The organism is Kitasatospora herbaricolor (assembly GCF_030813695.1).
Lineage (GTDB): Bacteria > Actinomycetota > Actinomycetes > Streptomycetales > Streptomycetaceae > Kitasatospora > Kitasatospora herbaricolor.
Map to the genome: position 1 here is coordinate 1,827,968 of NZ_JAUSVA010000002.1, position 15,042 is coordinate 1,843,009.

Annotated in this window: 14 protein-coding genes; 7 read left to right on the forward strand and 7 right to left on the reverse strand. The window is 74.1% G+C overall.

Annotation, left to right across the window (positions count from 1 at the left end; translation table 11 throughout):
• Positions 1 to 3: 3 nt before the first annotated feature.
• From J2S46_RS08340 to J2S46_RS08350, 3 genes are all read right to left on the reverse strand, one after another.
• The gene (locus J2S46_RS08340; RefSeq protein WP_073927295.1) at positions 4 to 456 is read right to left on the reverse strand and encodes a MarR family winged helix-turn-helix transcriptional regulator; all 453 of its coding nucleotides are present in this window, start codon (positions 454 to 456) and stop codon (positions 4 to 6) included.
• Between the two features lie 83 nt (positions 457 to 539).
• On the reverse strand, positions 540 to 935 hold the full coding sequence (locus tag J2S46_RS08345; protein WP_191292081.1) for a DUF3037 domain-containing protein: 396 nt from the start codon (positions 933 to 935) through the stop codon (positions 540 to 542).
• Positions 936 to 987: 52 nt separating this feature from the next.
• The gene (locus tag J2S46_RS08350; RefSeq protein WP_191292082.1) at positions 988 to 1,743 is read right to left on the reverse strand and encodes a HipA family kinase; all 756 of its coding nucleotides are present in this window, start codon (positions 1,741 to 1,743) and stop codon (positions 988 to 990) included.
• 170 nt (positions 1,744 to 1,913) lie between these two features.
• On the opposite strand from J2S46_RS08350, the gene J2S46_RS08355 reads away from it, so the two are divergent.
• Positions 1,914 to 3,272, forward strand: a complete 1,359-nt coding sequence (locus J2S46_RS08355; protein WP_073927297.1) for an NAD(P)/FAD-dependent oxidoreductase — start codon at positions 1,914 to 1,916, stop codon at positions 3,270 to 3,272.
• Positions 3,273 to 3,339: 67 nt separating this feature from the next.
• On the opposite strand, the gene J2S46_RS08360 is transcribed toward J2S46_RS08355, so the two are convergent.
• Together J2S46_RS08360 and J2S46_RS08365 are read right to left on the reverse strand one after the other, a co-directional pair.
• The gene (locus J2S46_RS08360; protein ID WP_229913033.1) at positions 3,340 to 4,521 is read right to left on the reverse strand and encodes a GDSL-type esterase/lipase family protein; all 1,182 of its coding nucleotides are present in this window, start codon (positions 4,519 to 4,521) and stop codon (positions 3,340 to 3,342) included.
• Positions 4,522 to 4,837: 316 nt separating this feature from the next.
• Complete coding sequence (locus J2S46_RS08365) at positions 4,838 to 6,190, reverse strand: aminotransferase class I/II-fold pyridoxal phosphate-dependent enzyme (RefSeq protein ID WP_191292083.1); 1,353 nt, start codon at positions 6,188 to 6,190, stop codon at positions 4,838 to 4,840.
• A 34-nt stretch (positions 6,191 to 6,224) separates the two neighbouring features.
• On the opposite strand from J2S46_RS08365, the gene J2S46_RS08370 reads away from it, so the two are divergent.
• The 6 genes from J2S46_RS08370 (at position 6,225) to J2S46_RS08395 (ending at position 12,235) form a co-directional block, all read left to right on the forward strand.
• Positions 6,225 to 6,878 carry a pyridoxamine 5'-phosphate oxidase family protein gene (locus J2S46_RS08370; protein WP_191292084.1) on the forward strand — a complete coding sequence of 218 codons (654 nt, stop codon included), beginning with the start codon at positions 6,225 to 6,227 and terminating at the stop codon, positions 6,876 to 6,878.
• Positions 6,879 to 6,890: 12 nt separating this feature from the next.
• Entirely contained in the window at positions 6,891 to 7,592 is a 702-nt protein-coding gene (locus J2S46_RS08375) for an FMN-binding negative transcriptional regulator (RefSeq protein ID WP_191292085.1), read from the forward strand.
• Between the two features lie 236 nt (positions 7,593 to 7,828).
• Positions 7,829 to 9,241: a sugar porter family MFS transporter gene (locus J2S46_RS08380; RefSeq protein ID WP_191292086.1), complete on the forward strand. Its 1,413-nt coding sequence runs from the start codon at positions 7,829 to 7,831 to the stop codon at positions 9,239 to 9,241.
• Positions 9,242 to 9,331: 90 nt separating this feature from the next.
• Positions 9,332 to 10,117, forward strand: a complete 786-nt coding sequence (locus J2S46_RS08385; protein ID WP_229913034.1) for a dienelactone hydrolase family protein — start codon at positions 9,332 to 9,334, stop codon at positions 10,115 to 10,117.
• Positions 10,118 to 10,246: 129 nt separating this feature from the next.
• Positions 10,247 to 11,515, forward strand: coding sequence for an MFS transporter (locus J2S46_RS08390; RefSeq protein ID WP_191292087.1), 1,269 nt, complete (start codon positions 10,247 to 10,249; stop codon positions 11,513 to 11,515).
• A 186-nt stretch (positions 11,516 to 11,701) separates the two neighbouring features.
• Positions 11,702 to 12,235, forward strand: a complete 534-nt coding sequence (locus tag J2S46_RS08395; RefSeq protein WP_191292088.1) for an HAD domain-containing protein — start codon at positions 11,702 to 11,704, stop codon at positions 12,233 to 12,235.
• A 92-nt stretch (positions 12,236 to 12,327) separates the two neighbouring features.
• On the opposite strand, the gene J2S46_RS08400 is transcribed toward J2S46_RS08395, so the two are convergent.
• Together J2S46_RS08400 and J2S46_RS08405 are read right to left on the reverse strand one after the other, a co-directional pair.
• Entirely contained in the window at positions 12,328 to 13,116 is a 789-nt protein-coding gene (locus J2S46_RS08400; protein ID WP_191292089.1) for a CPBP family intramembrane glutamic endopeptidase, read from the reverse strand.
• Between the two features lie 240 nt (positions 13,117 to 13,356).
• Complete coding sequence (locus J2S46_RS08405) at positions 13,357 to 14,862, reverse strand: glutamate-cysteine ligase family protein (RefSeq protein ID WP_191292090.1); 1,506 nt, start codon at positions 14,860 to 14,862, stop codon at positions 13,357 to 13,359.
• Between the last annotated feature and the right edge of the window lie 180 nt (positions 14,863 to 15,042).

Sequence of the window (15,042 nt, forward strand, 5' to 3'; positions counted from 1 at the left end):
TCCTCAGGCCGCCGGGCGGCCGGTGAGCACGGGCAGCACCTGGTGGCAGATCGAGTACAGCGCCACCCGCTGCTCCTCGCTCATGGCGTCGAAGGCCTGGTGGGTCCGGGCCATCTCGGCCCGGATCAGGGCCAGGATCTCCCGGCCCTGCTCGGTGATCACCACGATCTTGACCCGTCGGTCGCCCGCCGCCGCCTCCCGGTGGGCCAGCCCGAGGGCCTCCAGCCGGTCGACGATGCCGGTCACGTTGGAGGCGTCGCAGCCGAGCCGCCCCGCCAGCGCCCGCATCGGCACCGGCTCGTGCACCGCACCCAGTGCCTTGGCTTGCGAGGACGAGAGCCCGTGCCGGGCCGCCGCGCCCGCGAAGTCCTGGAAGTACGCGGCGCCGACGGCGGCCAGCGCCTCCATCAGCTCGGCGGTGGTCGGTGCGGCGGTCGCCGTCGGTGTCGAACCCATGCGGCCAGCGTACGCGTAGAAGGTTCACCTGCTCCAGCTTTGACCACCGCAAATGTCCAACCTCACCCCTGGTGGGGCCCGGGTCAGAGCACCAGCTGGTCGAAGAGCCGGCGCAGCTCCGCCTCCGGGTCGGCGGTCAGGCCGGTGTGCACCGGCCCGGGCTGGACGACGGCGCTGCGCGGGGCGGTCAGCCAGCGGAACCGCCGGCCGGGGTCGTCGGCCGCCGCCGGGCCGGCCTCGGGGCCGCCCGCGCAGACCACCTCGATGCCGTGCAGCGCCCGGCGCACCGCGGCCACGTCCGCCACCGGGTCGAGCGCCAGCAGCCGGGCCTGGTCCAGGTGGGTGCGGGCCCCGAGGTGGCCGCTCTGCCGGCAGTAGAGCAGCACGCCGATGTTGACGCACTCCCCGCGCTCGACCCGGGGAACCGCCCGCACCAGCGCGTACTCGTAGTCGTGCAGCGTTCCGTCGGTGGTGCTCACGGCGTTTCCTTCGATCGCTCGGATCCGGCGTCCTGACGCGTCCCGCCGGCGCTCACCCGGACACCTCCGGGAGCCAGTCGCGGGGGCCGGCCAGCCGGGCCCGGAGCTGGGCCAGGTAGGCCGCGCGCACCGCGTCCGGCGAGTCGAAGCCGGCCTCGTCCTCCAGCCAGACCTCGGGGATCTGCGCCACCGCGCCGGCCAGCGCCTCCTCGGCGAGCGGTGCCAGCAGCGCGTCGGCCGCCGCGACGTCCGGCCCGGCCCCCAGCAGGGCGTGGTCGCCGGCGTCGTACGGGCGCCGGACCCAGCCGGCCGCGCCCGCCCAGTGGTGGTGGAAGATCAGGCTGGCGCCGTGGTCGATCAGCCGCAGGCCGCCGGTGGCGACCAGCAGGTTGGGGTTGCGCCAGGACCGGTCGACGTTGCCGATCAGCGCGTCGAACCAGAGCACCCGCCCGGCCAGCTGCGGGTCGACCTCGAAGCAGAGCGGGTCGAAGTTGAACGCCCCGCTGACGAAGGCCATCCCGAGGTTGGTGCCGCCGCTGGCCCGCATCTGGTCCTGCACCTGCTGGTCGGGCTCGCTGCGGGCGAGCACCGGGTCGAGGTCGACGGTGACCAGCTCCGGCACCGGCAGGCCGAGCCGCCGGCCCAGTTCGCCGGCCAGCACCTCCGCGACCAGCGCCTTGCGGCCCTGCGCGGCCCCCACCCACTTGAGCGCGTAGAGCCGGTGGTCGTCGGCCTCGACCAGGCCCGGCATCGAGCCGCCTTCACGTAGTGGCGTCACATAACGGACCGCCGTCACCTCGGAGAGCACCCGGACAGCCTACCGATCCGTCAGGTCAACCGTCCGCACCGCTGCGGTGGCAGGGCCGGTTGGTCCGTGCGAGTGTGGCGGGCAGTGGGCCCCGCCCGGCCGGACGTGCCGCGCCGAAGGGGGCCTGGTTGTCCCGGCTCGGCTCGGACCAGCACTGTAAGGGATGAACGATGGAACGACCTCGGATCCTGATCGTTGGTGGCGGCTTCGCCGGACTGGAATGCGCGCGCCGCCTGGAACGCAAGCTCACGCCCGCGGAGGCGGAGATCTCCCTGGTCACGCCGTTCAGCTACCAGCTCTACCTGCCGCTGCTGCCGCACGTCGCGGCCGGTGTGCTCACCCCGCAGTCGGTGGCCGTCTCGCTGCGGCGGACCCTGCGGCGGACGCACATCGTCCCGGGCGGGGCGATCGGCGTCGACCCGCGCTCGAAGGTCTGCGTGGTCCGGAAGATCACCGACGAGGTGGTCGCCGAACGCTACGACTACCTGGTGCTCGCCCCCGGCAGCGTGACCCGGACCTTCGACATCCCCGGCCTGACCGACTACGCGCGCGGCATGAAGACGCTCGCGGAGGCGACGTACGTCCGGGACCACGTGATCGCCCAGCTCGACCTCGCCTCGGCCAGCCTGGACCAGCGCGAGCGGGAGTCCCGGCTGCAGTTCGTGGTGGTCGGCGGCGGCTACGCCGGCACCGAGACGGCGGCCTGCCTGCAGCGGCTGACCACCGCCGCGGCCAGGCGCTACCCGCGGCTGGACGCCCGGCAGATCAAGTGGCACCTGATCGACATCGCCCCGAAGCTGATGCCCGAGCTCGGCGACGCGCTGGGCGAGACGGCGCTGCGGGTGCTGCGTGCCCGCGGCATCGAGGTGTCGCTCGGCGTGTCGGTGGCCGAGGTGGGCGCCGAGAGCGTCAAGTTCACCGACGGCCGGGTGCTCCCCAGCCGGACGCTGATCTGGACGGCCGGCGTCGCGGCGAGCCCGCTGATCGCGACCCTGGACGCCGAGACGGTGCGCGGCCGGGTGGCGGTCACCGCGGAGATGCGGGTGCCGCAGTTCGAGGGCGTCTTCGCGCTCGGCGACGCGGCCGCCGTCCCGGACCTCGCCAAGGGCGACGGCGCGGTCTGCCCGCCGACCGCCCAGCACTCCGCCCGGCAGGGCAAGGCGGTCGCCGACAACCTGATCGCCTCGCTGCGCGGCCGGCCCCTGGAGCCGTACTACCACAAGGACCTGGGCCTGGTGGTGGACCTCGGCGGCAAGGACGCGGTCTCAAAGCCGGTCGGCATCGAGCTGGAGGGCGTCCCCGCCCAGCTGGTGGCGCGCGGGTACCACCTGATGGCGATGCGGACCAACGCGGCGAAGTTCCGGGTCGGCGCGAACTGGCTGCTCAACGCGACCGCCGGCGACGACTTCGTCCGCACCGGGTTCCTCGCCCGCCAGCCCGCCCGGCTGCGAGACTTCGAGTACACCGACGCCTATCTGACGAAGGATCAGGTCAGGGCGCACGCCCAGGCACTGCTCGCCAAGGGCTGACCGGCCCGGACGCGTCCGCCGGCGCCCGCACCCCGTCGAGGGGTGCGGGCGCCGGCGGCGTGCGCGGCTACTTCGCGGTCAGGTACATCCCGTCGGTGTCCTGGCCTGCCGTGTTGCGGCAGCTCCAGTTGCCGGTCGGCCTGGCACCCAGCAGGGTCAGGCAGCGGCCGAGGGCGAGCTGGCCGTAGTAGTTGGGGTGCATCGACTCCTGGACGGTGCCCTGCGAGGCGCTCAGGCCGGCGTCGACGAACCGGGCCCACTCGCTGGTGGTCGCGGAGGGCGCGGTGGACGGGGTCGCCTGCCTGGTGGCCGTGGCGCAGACCTCCCGGCCCTGCAGCATGTCCCGCAGGTCCATGAACTGCACGCCCTTGGCGGCCGCGACCGCGGCCAGCGCGTCGGAGATCTGCGGCACCAGCGAGTCGCGGGCCCAGTCGGCGTCACCGTCCCAGAACGGGCAGCCGCCGGTGTCGGCCCGGCTCCAGCCGCTCTCGCCGTAGCGCATCTCGGAGCTGCGCGGGATCGGCGACGGGTACGACTGGAGCACGATCCGGTAGTCGCCGGCCGCGTACCCGGCGGCGGTCATCACCGCGCGGATCTCGTCGACGGACTTGCGCACGCCCGCCATCGCGGTGGCCATCCTGGCGTCGACGGCGGCCTGCTGGTCGTCGTTGCAGTAGGAGTACCAGATCAGGTAGTCCTTCACGCAGGTCTGGATCACGTCCGCGAAGCCCAGGTCGTTGCCGCCGATCGAGAGCGTGATCAGCTTGACGTTGTTGGCGCGCGCGACGGCGGCCAGCTGGTCGGCCTGCGGGGCCTCGCCCTTGTACGACTGGCCGCCGTTGGCGGCCCGGTACACGTTGGCGGTGACGGCGCCGGAGCAGGCCAGGTTGATCTGGGTCTGGGCCAGGGTCGGGGCGCTGCGGACCTCGGCGACGTCCGAGCGGTCGCACCCGCTCGCGTACGTGGCGCCGTAGACCCGGGCCGGGTCGTAGGCACTGCCGGTCCAGGACCGATCGGTGCCGGCGCGACTGCCGGAGGTGGTGACGCTGTTGCCCTTCCAGCGGCCGGCTTCGCCGGAGATGTAGCTGTCCCCCATGGTCACGCTGGCGGTGGGGCCGGTGGCGGCGTGGGCGGGGGCGGCGGCGGCCAGCAGGCCGGTGGCGAGCAGGGGAAGTGCGAGGACGGCGGCGAGCAGCCGCTGTGTTCTGCTGGTGCGTGCGGCGGCGGTGCTCTGACAGCTTTCGGGCACGGCGGAACTCCTGCGTTCGGTCTCGCCCGTTGCATGGGGACGGGGAGACGCGGGGGTGAGGGTGGGCCGCCGGCCGGTGGCGCGAGAAACATGACATGCGCGCGCTTGTTACCGCTAGGTATCTGCAGCGACTTTCTCGCCCTGTTACCCGCCGGTTCGACGGGCCCACCGGAGGCCCGCCGGCCCCCGCACCGGCCGCCCGGACGGTGCGCGCGGACCGGCCGCTCACCCCGGCCACTCCCACCGACCGCCCGCACCGACCGCCCGCACCGGCCGCTCAAAACGGCCGCTCCCACCGGCCGCCCGCACCGGCCGCTCAGACCGGCCGCGAGTCTCCCCCGCCGGTGGCCAGCACCGCCGCCAGGTCCGCCGCCAGTCGCGCCGCCTCACCGGGCGCCAGGTCGGCCACCGTGATCCGCACCCCGGGCGGTGACTGCAGCCGGAACCGCGCGCCCGGCGCGACCACCCAGCCGTGCTGCACCAGCCCCACCACCGTCGCGGTCTCGTCCTGGACAGGCACCCAGACGTTCAGGCCGCTCGCGCCGTACGCCGGGATGCCGTGCGCGGCCAGCGCGCCGATCAGCTCCTCCCGGCGGGCGCGGTAGGCGGCGGCGACCCGCCGCACGGGGGCCGCGTCGGAGCGCCAGAGTTCGGCGACCGTGCGCTGGAGCAGGTGGCTGACCCAGCCGGCGCCGAGGCTCTGCCGGCCCAGCACCCGGGCCACCGTCTCCTCGTCCCCGACCGCCACCGAGAGGCGCAGGTCCGGGCCGAAGGCCTTGGCCGCGGAGCGGACCACCGCCCAGTGCGTGGTGACCGGCACCCCCTGCGGCCCGCCGGCCAGCGAATGGAACGGCTGGTCGACGATGCCGTGCCCGTGGTCGTCCTCGATCAGCAGGACGCCCGGACGGGCGGCCAGCACCTCGCGCAGCTCCCGCGCCCGGTCGGCGGTGAGGACGGCCCCGGTCGGATTCTGGGCCCGGCCGGTGACGATCGCCGCGCGGGCGCCGGCGGCCAGCGCGGCGGCGAACGCGGCGGGCAGCGGGCCCTGCTCGTCCAGCGCGACCGGGACGGGCCTGAGGCCGAGGGAGGGCAGCAGGTCGAGCAGGCTGCCCCAGCCCGGGTCCTCCACGGCGACCTGGTCGCCGGGGCGCAGCCGGGCGCCCAGGACGCGCTCGATGGTGTCCAGGGCGCCGGAGGCCACCATCAGCCGCCCCTCGGGCGCGCCGTCGGCCAGGAAGGAGGCCCGGGCGAGGTCGAGCAGCCCCGGGTCGGCGGACGGCTCCCCGTACATCACGGGGTCGCGGTCGGCGGCCGCCCCCGCGACGGCCAGCGCCGGGGCCAGCGGCGGGAGCAGCTCGGTGGCGGGGTTGCCGGCGGACAGGTCGCGGGCGTGCGGGGGGACGGGGACGCGCATCCGGTCGCGCGGGGCGACCGTCGGGCGGGGGCGGATCCGGCTGCCCTTGCGGCCGGCCGTCTCGATCACACCCCGGTCGCGCAGCAGGCGGTAGGCGGCGGCGACGGTGTTGGGGTTGACGTCCAGCCGCTCGGCCAGTTCGCGCAGCGGCGGAAGGGCCGCGCCGGGCGCCAGTCGCCCGGCGCCGACCGCGGCCTCGACGTCCGCCGCGATATCGCTGGCCCGGCGCCCCTTGATCGTATATTCTCCTAGCACAAAGAGAATTATGCACTAGTACATAGAGGTTGTCATGTCGGACGGCACCGCCTACTCCCGCACCGCGCGCACCACCCCGACCCGGTACAAGGACCGGGCCACCTGGGAGCGCGACGCGATCCACGCGATCCTCGACAGCACGTACATCTGCCACCTGGGCTTCGTCGCCGACGGTGCGCCCGTGGTGCTGCCGACCATCTACGCCCGGGTCGGCGACCGCCTGTACGTGCACGGCTCCACCGGCAGCCGTCCGCTGCGCGGCGCGGCCGACCCCGGTCTCGCGGTCTGCGTCACGGTCACCCTGGTCGACGGACTGGTGCTGACCAAGTCCGCGTTCAACCACTCCGTCAACTTCCGTTCGGTGGTGGCCCACGGCACGGCCCACCAGGTCACCGACCCCGAGGAGCTGACCGTCGCCCTGGACGCGCTGGTCGACCAGGCCGTCCCCGGCCGCTCGGGCGACGTGCGCCGGCCCAACGCCAAGGAGCTCGCGGCCACCGCCGTCGTCCGGCTGGACCTCGACGAGGTGTCGGCGAAGACCCGCGCGGACGGCGCCGACGACGACGAGGCCGACCTCGACCTGCCGTACTGGGCCGGGGTCGTCCCCGTGTCGACGGTGCACGGCACCCCCGAGCCGGACGCCTCCAGCTCCGTACCGCTGCCCGCCTACCTGCGCGAACTGCGCTGACCGGAGGGGCAGATGCTGATCAGGAGCTGGGACCGGGGCGACCAGGCCGAATGGCGCGAATGGCTCGCCGCCGGACGCGACTTCGGGCTGCTCGCCGCCAACGGAGCCCCCGGGGACGGGCCCGTCCTCGTCCCGACCCACTTCCTCCTCGACCCGGACGCGGGCGAGATCCTGCTGCACCTCGCCGCGCCCAACCCGATCTGGGCGGCCCTGCGGGCCGACCCGCAGGTCACGCTGTCGGTGACGGACGACTACGTCTTCGCCCCCGGCCACTGGCGCGGCGAACCGGGCACGCCGACCAGCTACTACGCCTCGGTCCAGTTCGCCTGCACCGCCGAGATCGTGGAGGACGCGGCGGGCAAGGCCGCCATCCTGAACCGCCAGCTGGCGCACTTCCAGCCGGAGACGCCCGAGGTCCGGGTGGTACCCGGGGCCGAGCCCTTCGGCCCGCTGCTGACCGGCCTGCGCGGGCTGCGGCTGACCGTCCGGGAGGTGCGCGCCAAGTTCAAGTACGACGACAAGAAGCCGGCCGCGGACCAGTTCGCGATCGCCGGGCTGCTGGCGGAGCGCGGGCAGGGGCTGGACCAGGGCGCCAGGACGCAGCTGCTGCGGCGCAACGCGCGGCGGGCCGGCGCCCCGGCCTCGGGACGGGCCGGACGGGCCGAGCGATCCGAGCCGCCCGCGACGCGCCCCGGGGGCTGCCCGGCGGGCTGAGCCGCCGCGCGAACCACGAGCCCTCCGGCCGGCCGGCGACGGCCCGGACGGACGCCGACCGCTCCGGCGGGAGCTGACGGACCGTGGAGCGGTTCGCCCGGACGGGTTGCGTCCGCCGCGACATGCCGCCGAACGGGCTGCCGGCCGGGCGGACGGGTCACCCACCTGATCGAATGTGAGGCGGATCCTGTCCACTCGGCCGTGCCGGCGGGCCGTCGCACCCTCAGGAGCTCGTCGTGGCCACCACCCACCCACCCAAGGACGCCGGTGAGGCGCACCTCGGGCATGTCGTGTTCATCTCGGCCGCCGCCGCGATGGGCGGCTTCCTCTTCGGGTACGACAGTGCCGTCATCAACGGCGCCGTGACCGGCATCCAGAAGCACTTCGAGGTGGGCAACGGCGAGACGGCCTTCGTGGTGGCGATCGCCCTGCTCGGTTCGGCGGCCGGCGCGGTGGCGGCCGGCTGGCTGGCCGACCACCTGGGCCGGGTCCGCACCATGCTGCTGGCCGCCGTGCTCTTCGCGATCAGCGGCGTCGGCTCGATGTTCCCGCCCACCATCCAGGTCCTGGCACTCTGGCGGGTGGTCGGCGGCGTCGCGATCGGCATCGCCTCGGTGATCGCACCCACCTACATCGCCGAGGTCGCGCCGACCGCCTACCGGGGCCGGCTGGCGTCCTTCCAGCAGATGGCGATCGTGCTCGGGATCACCGTCTCGCAGCTCGCCAACTACGCGCTGAACGAGGCGGCCGGCGGGGAGTCCACCGGGCACCTGGCCGGCGTCCAGGCCTGGCAGTGGATGCTCGGCGTGGAGACCGTGCCCGCCCTGGTGTACGGGCTGATGGCACTGGCCATCCCCGAGTCACCACGCTTCCTGATCGCCGCCAGGCGCGAGGACGAGGCCCGCGAGGTGCTGCGCGAGGTGGAGGGCGAAGGGGTGGACCTGGACGCCCGGGTGACCGAGATCCGCGCGGTGCTGGCCTCCACCCACAAGCCGCGGGCCCGCGACCTGCTGGGCGGGCGGTTCGGGCTGCTGCCGATCGTCTGGATCGGCATCGGCGCCTCGGTGTTCCAGCAGTTCGTCGGCATCAACGTGATCTTCTACTACTCGTCCTTCCTCTGGCAGTCGGTGGGCATCGACGAGAGCAACTCGCTGCTGATCAGCCTCTCCACCTCGATCGTCAACGTGATCGGCACCGTCCTCGCGATGACCCTGGTGGACCGGATCGGCCGCAAGCCGCTGGCGCTGGCCGGTTCGGCGGGCATGGCGATCTCGCTGGGCGTGGCCGCCTGGGCCTTCTCCTTCCGGGAGGGCACCGGCGACACCGCGACCCTGGCGGACTCCTACGCCACCACGGCGCTGGTCGCCGCCCACGTCTTCGTCTTCTGCTTCGCGTTCTCCTGGGGCGTGGTGGTCTGGGTGCTGCTCGGCGAGATGTTCCCCAACCGGATCCGGGCGCTGGCCCTGTCCGTCGCCGCCTCAGCCCAGTGGATCGCCAACTGGGCCATCACCGTCACCTTTCCGGACCTCGCGGACTGGAACCTGTCGGCCACCTACGTCATCTACGCTTTCTTCGCGCTGCTCTCCATCCCGTTCGTGGCCTTCTGCATCAAGGAGACCAAGGGCCGCACCCTGGAGTCGATGGGCTGACGCCCGCTCCCGGCGCGCGCCCTGCCCGACGACCTCCCGCTCCCCCGCCGGGCCGCGACCGGCCGCGGCCCGTCCCACGGAGGGACAGCCATGCCTGACCAGGGCGGCTCCCGGCAGAACGTCACCTTCCCCGGCGCCGGCGGCACCGACGCCGCGCCCGGCGGGAACGGCGGGATCGGTTCCGGCGGGATCGGTGCCGGCCGCGGGACCGGTGCCGGCGGCGCCCGGCAGGCGCACGGCTACCTCGCGCTGCCGCCGCAGGGCGCCGGCCCCGGGCTGGTGGTGATCCAGGAGTGGTGGGGGCTCACCTCGCACATCGCCACCCTGACCGACCGCTTCGCGGCCGAGGGCTTCGTCGCCCTCGCCCCCGACCTCTACGGTGGCGCCACCACACACGACCGCGCCGAGGCCGCCCGCATGAAGCGCGACCTGCCGGCGGAGCGCGCCGCACGGGACCTGCGGGGCGCCGTCGACCTGCTGCTCGGACATCCCGCGGTGGTCGGGGACGCGATCGGCGTGGCCGGCTTCTGCATGGGCGGCGGCCTCGCCCTGGTGCTGGCCGCACAGGAGGGCGACCGGGTCGCCGCCGTGGTGCCCTTCTACGGACTGCCGCCCGACCCGGAGTACGACTTCCGCGGGCTGACCGCCCATGTGCTGGGGCACTACGGCGAGCTGGACCACTCGATCCCGGTGACCGCCGTGGACGAGGCGGCGATCCGGATCGGGGAGGCCACCGACCGCCGCCCGGAGATCCACTTCTACCCCGCCGGGCACGCCTTCATGAACGACGAGAACCCCGGCGGCCACTACGACGCCCTGCAGGCGCGGATCGCCTGGCGGCGGACCCTCAGCTTCCTGTGGGGGCATCTCGGCTGATCGCGGGCGCCGGGCCCCGCGGGCCGGCCCCGAACAGGCCGCCCGAGCAGGTCAACCGAGCAGGCCACCCGATCGGCAGGACCAAATATCGGTTAGACACCTGACCGGACAGCCGTCATAGTCGCGCACGTGCACAGCGAAACCCCCCTCCCCCGCCGCTTCGCCTGGGCCGGCCGCAACTACCGCATCCAGACCGCCGCGACGGTGGTCAGCGGGCTCGGCAACGCCGGTGCGCCGATCGCCACCGCCTTCGCCGTCCTCGCCGTCGGCGGCTCGACCACCGAGATCGGCTACGTCACCGCGGCCCGGCTGGTGCCACTGGTCCTGCTGCTCCTGGTCGGCGGCGCGCTCGCCGACCGGCTGCCGCGCCACCACGTGATGGTCGCCGCCAACGCCTTCAACGCCGTCTCCCAGGCGGTCCTCGCCGCCCTGGTGCTGACCGGCACGGTGCGGCTCTGGGAGCTGGTGCTGCTCTCGGCCGCCGGCGGCGCCGGGCAGGCCTTCTACGGGCCGGCCTCCGGTGGCATGATCATGCAGACGGTGGCCCCGGAGCACGCCTCGCACGCCTTCTCGGTCTACCGGATGGCCATGAACGCGGCCCAGATCGGCGGTGCGGCCCTGGGCGGCGCCCTCACCGCCACCGTCGGCGCCGGCTGGGTGCTCGCCGTCGACGCCGGCTGCTTCCTGGCCGCCGCCGCCCTGCGGGTGCTGCTGCGGGTCGAGCCCGCGGCGAAGCAGCCGCAGGGCAGCGGGATGATCCACGAACTGCGCGAGGGCTGGACGGAGTTCGCCTCGCGGCGGTGGCTCTGGGTGATCGTGCTGCAGTTCTCCGTCCTGATGGCCTGCGTCAGCGCGGTCGACGCCGTGTACGGACCGATCGTCGCCGAGACCCGGCTGGGCGGGGCCCGCGACTGGGGTTTCGCCCTCGCCGCCGACGGCGCCGGGCTGGTGCTCACCGGCCTGCTGATGGCGCGTTGGCGCCCCCGCCGGATCCTGCTGGTCGGCAACTACGGCGTCTTCCTCTTCGCACTGCCCGCGGCCGCCCTCGCGGTGGCCGCGCCGCTGCCGCTGCTGGCGGTCGCGATGTTCCTCTCCGGCGGCGGGGTCACCGTCTTCGGGGTGAACTGGATGATCGCGCTGCAGCAGGAGATCCCGCCGGAGCTGATGTCCCGGGTCTCCGCGTACGACGCCTTCGGCTCGCTGGCCCTCGCCCCGGTCGGCACCGCCCTGGCCGGCCCGGCCGCCGGGGCGCTGGGCACCGGCGGCGCGCTCTGGACCTGCGCAGCCGTCACCGTCCTGCTCAGCGTCCTGGTCCTGGCCGAACCGCAGGTCCGCCGGCTGAGCCGGCGCACGGCCGCCCCGGTGGAGACCGCCGCCACGCCGGCACCGGTCGGCTGAACGGGCGGTCCGTCGCCGGAGGACCGGCCGGCGACGGACCGTCCGAGGGACGGACGGACGAGCGCTGCCGTCCCGGTCGGTGTCCCGCGCTTGCGCTGCGCCGCCCCGCCCCGGCGGGGCAACCGGCGGTCGGCGGCGCGCGTCCGGACGGGTGAGGACGATGTCGAACCCCCGGGGGGGCGCCCCATGCCGAAACCTCTGCTGTTCCTGGACGTCGACGGGGTGCTCAACCCGGCCGCACCCCACCCTGACGCGGGCTTCGAGGCCCACGCCCTGCTCGGGTACCGCGTGCTCCTCTCCGCCCGGCACGCCGACTGGCTGCGCGAGCTGGCCGGCGGCTACCAGCTGGTGTGGGCCACCACCTGGGAGGAGGAGGCCAACCGGCATCTCTCACCGCTGCTCGGCCTGCCGGAGCTGCCGGTGGTCCGCTTCACCGGGTACGTCCCGCAACCGGGCGACCCGCGCGTACCGCTGATGCAGCTGATCTCCGGTCGCAAGTGGCCACCGATCCTCCGGTACGCGCGGGGCCGGCCGTTCGCCTGGGTCGACGACGTCATCCCCGGCCGGCTGGTGCGCCGGGCGCTGCTTCGCCGGGATCGCCTGCTGCTGCCGGTCGACCCCTTCCACGGGCTGGAGCGCCGGCACGTCGATCGCCTGCTGGCCCGGCCGCCCCGGGCCGGGCTGCTCCCGGGACGTCGCCTCGGCGGGGCGTCCGCCTGACGGGCCGACGCCGGCGGGGCGTCGACCGGAGCCCGCCGGGCCGTGGCCGGCGGCGCGCGTCCGGAGGGGTGACGGACGTCGGCCGTCCGGGCTCAGCCGGTCGGCAGCCAGCTGACGTGACCGGCGAGCAGGGCGTAGCCCACGAAGGCCACCGTGTCGATCAGCGCGTGGGCGGTCACCAGCGGCATCACCCGCCCCCACCGGCGGTAGGCCAGGCAGAAGACCACCCCCATCACCATGTTGCCGACCAGCCCGCCGACCCCCTGGTAGAGGTGGTAAGAACCGCGCAGCACCGAGCTGGCGATCACGATCGCCGGCCAGCTCCAGCCGAGTTGGCCGAGCCGTCGGATCAGGTACCCGAGCACGATGACCTCTTCGAGGATCGCGTTCTCCCAGGCCGAGGCGACCAGCACCGGGATCCGCCACCACACGTCGGGCAGCCCCGAGGGAGCGACCGTCAGGTTGTAGCCGGCCGCCTGGGAGATCAGGTAGAGCGCCAGGCCGGAGCCGCCGATCGCGGCGGCCACGGCGGTCCCCCGGCCGAGGTCGCGCAGCTTCTGGGTCAGGTCGAAGCCGAGGACGCGCAGCGAGGTGCCCTCGCGGACCAGCAGGTAGCCGACCAGGACGACCGGCATCAGGCCGCGCCCGATGTAGTAGAGCTGCCAGGCCAGGTCCAGCCAGGGCCGGCCCGGTGCGCGGGACCCGTTGAGGGTGGCGACCTGCTGGCCGAGCGCGAGCGGCTGGGTGAGCGAGCCGGCGAAACTGATCAGGGCGCTGAGGCCGCTGGCACCCAGCGAGAGGCCGAGGACGATCAGCAGTTCGGCGCCGAGCAGCCGGCGGGTCAGGGGCAGGCGCCCGGGCTCGGTCGAGACGGTGCTCACGGCGGCTCCAGCGGGCGGGCTTCGCCCCGGGGTCGGCCGACCGCCGGGGCGATCATCCTTCCATACGGGCGCACGGCCCCATCGGACCCGCCCCGCGCGGTGGCGGCGCCCCTCCCTGCGCGCGGGCGCGCGGCGCCCCTCGCACCTCGGCCGACGACGGCCCTCGCGGACTGCCGCGGCACCGGCCCCCGGCCCCTCTCCCCGTGACCGGGGGCCGCTGGCCGCTGGCCGCTGGCCGGGTCAGCCGACCGGCCAGGTGTGCACGGGCTCGCCCCCGCGCATGTACTCGACATAGCGCCGGGTCATCGCCGCCAGGGCGGCCGGCCGGTCCATCCCGAAGCGTTCCCGCAGCTGGTGGAAGGTCGCGCTCTGCCAGGCCGCGCCGTTGGTCCGGCGCAGGCAGCGCTGCTCGATGATCCCGAGGTAGCGGTCCCGGTCGGCCGGCTCCACGCCCCACTCGTCCAGGCCCTGGTGGGCGAGCGGGAGCAGCTCGTTCAGCACCAGGTCGACGGCCGGCACGGCGGTCACCCCGCCGCCGCGGCCGCCCCAGCCCGCCCGCGGCCACTGCAGCACGGCGTCGATCCCGTGCCGCGCGGCGTTGTGGAAGTTCTCGTCGGCCTGGATGAAGGGCAGCCTGGTCCAGATCGGCCGGGGCTGTTCGGCCAGCACCCGGACCAGTCCGTAGTAGAAGGCGGCGTTGGCCAGCGTGTCGGCGACCGTCGGCCCGGCCGGCAGGACACGGTTCTCGACCCGCAGGTGCGGCACGCCGTCCGCGATGTCGTAGACCGGCCGGTTCCACCGGTAGATGGTGCCGTTGTGCAGGCGCATCTCGGCGAGCTTGGGAATCCCGCCGGAGGCCAGCACCTTGACCGGGTCCTCGTCGTCGCAGATCGGCAGCAGCGCGGGGAAGTACCGCAGGTTCTCGGCGAACAGGTCGAGCGCGGAGTCGACCCAGCGCTCGCCGAACCAGGTGATGGGGCGGACGCCCTGCGCCTTGAGCTCCGCCGAACGGGTGTCGCACGCCTGCTGGAACAGCACCGGGCGGGTCTCCCGCCACAGCTCCCGTCCGAACAGGAAGGGCGAGTTGGCACCCAGCGCGACCTGCGCCGCGGAGAGCGCCTGGGCGGCGTTCCAGACCGAGGAGAACCGCTCGGGGGTGACCTGGAGGTGCATCTGCAGCGAGGTGGCGGCGGCCTCCGCGACCATGGTGACCGACTCCAGCTGGAGGCGTTCGACCCCTTCGATGTCCACCGCGATGTCCTCGCCGCGGGCGGCCAGGATCTGGTCGCTGAGCAGGCTGTACCGCTGGTTGTGGGACATCGACTCCAGGCCGGTGTGGTCGTGCTCCAGGGTCGGCAGGATCCCGATCATCACGATCCGGGCGCCGGCCTCGGCGGCCTTGCGGTCGGCGTAGCGCAGGCCGGTGTCGATCTCCTCGCGCAGTTCCTCCAGCACATGGCCGGTGAGCCGGTGCGGGGCGATGTTGACCTCGATGTTGAACTGACCGAGTTCGGTCTGGAAGTCGCTGGAGGCGATCGCGCCGAGCACCTGTTCGTTGCGCATCAGCGGCTGACCCTGCTCGTCCGCCAGGTTGAGCTCGATCTCCAGCCCCATCACGGCCCGGGGCCGGTCGAAGCGGTTCTCGCGCAGCATCCGTTCGAGCACGTCGAGACAGGACTGGAGCTTGCGGCGGTACATCTGCCGGTCCGACAGGTCCGCGCGCGTGGCCACGACCTTCTCGCCCATGGGTCCCCTCCTCTAGGCCGACCGTGCAAGCATCATGCCCATCCCGAAGATCGATACCCGACGGGGTCGAACGTCGTACGAAGCAAGGAAACTGACGCTCCATCAGTCGAATACCGACTTGCCCTGCACAACTGAACGTGATAAACAGGTCACCCTGCGCACCTGTTCGAGTAGAATTCG

Coding starts and splice junctions, on each gene's coding strand:
- J2S46_RS08340 (WP_073927295.1), bottom strand. CDS start 456: ATGGGTTCGACACCGACGGCGACCGCCGCACCGACCACCGCCGAGCTG.
- J2S46_RS08355 (WP_073927297.1), top strand. CDS start 1,914: ATGGAACGACCTCGGATCCTGATCGTTGGTGGCGGCTTCGCCGGACTG.
- J2S46_RS08370 (WP_191292084.1), top strand. CDS start 6,225: ATGTCGGACGGCACCGCCTACTCCCGCACCGCGCGCACCACCCCGACC.
- J2S46_RS08375 (WP_191292085.1), top strand. CDS start 6,891: ATGCTGATCAGGAGCTGGGACCGGGGCGACCAGGCCGAATGGCGCGAA.
- J2S46_RS08385 (WP_229913034.1), top strand. CDS start 9,332: ATGCCTGACCAGGGCGGCTCCCGGCAGAACGTCACCTTCCCCGGCGCC.
- J2S46_RS08395 (WP_191292088.1), top strand. CDS start 11,702: ATGCCGAAACCTCTGCTGTTCCTGGACGTCGACGGGGTGCTCAACCCG.
- J2S46_RS08405 (WP_191292090.1), bottom strand. CDS start 14,862: ATGGGCGAGAAGGTCGTGGCCACGCGCGCGGACCTGTCGGACCGGCAG.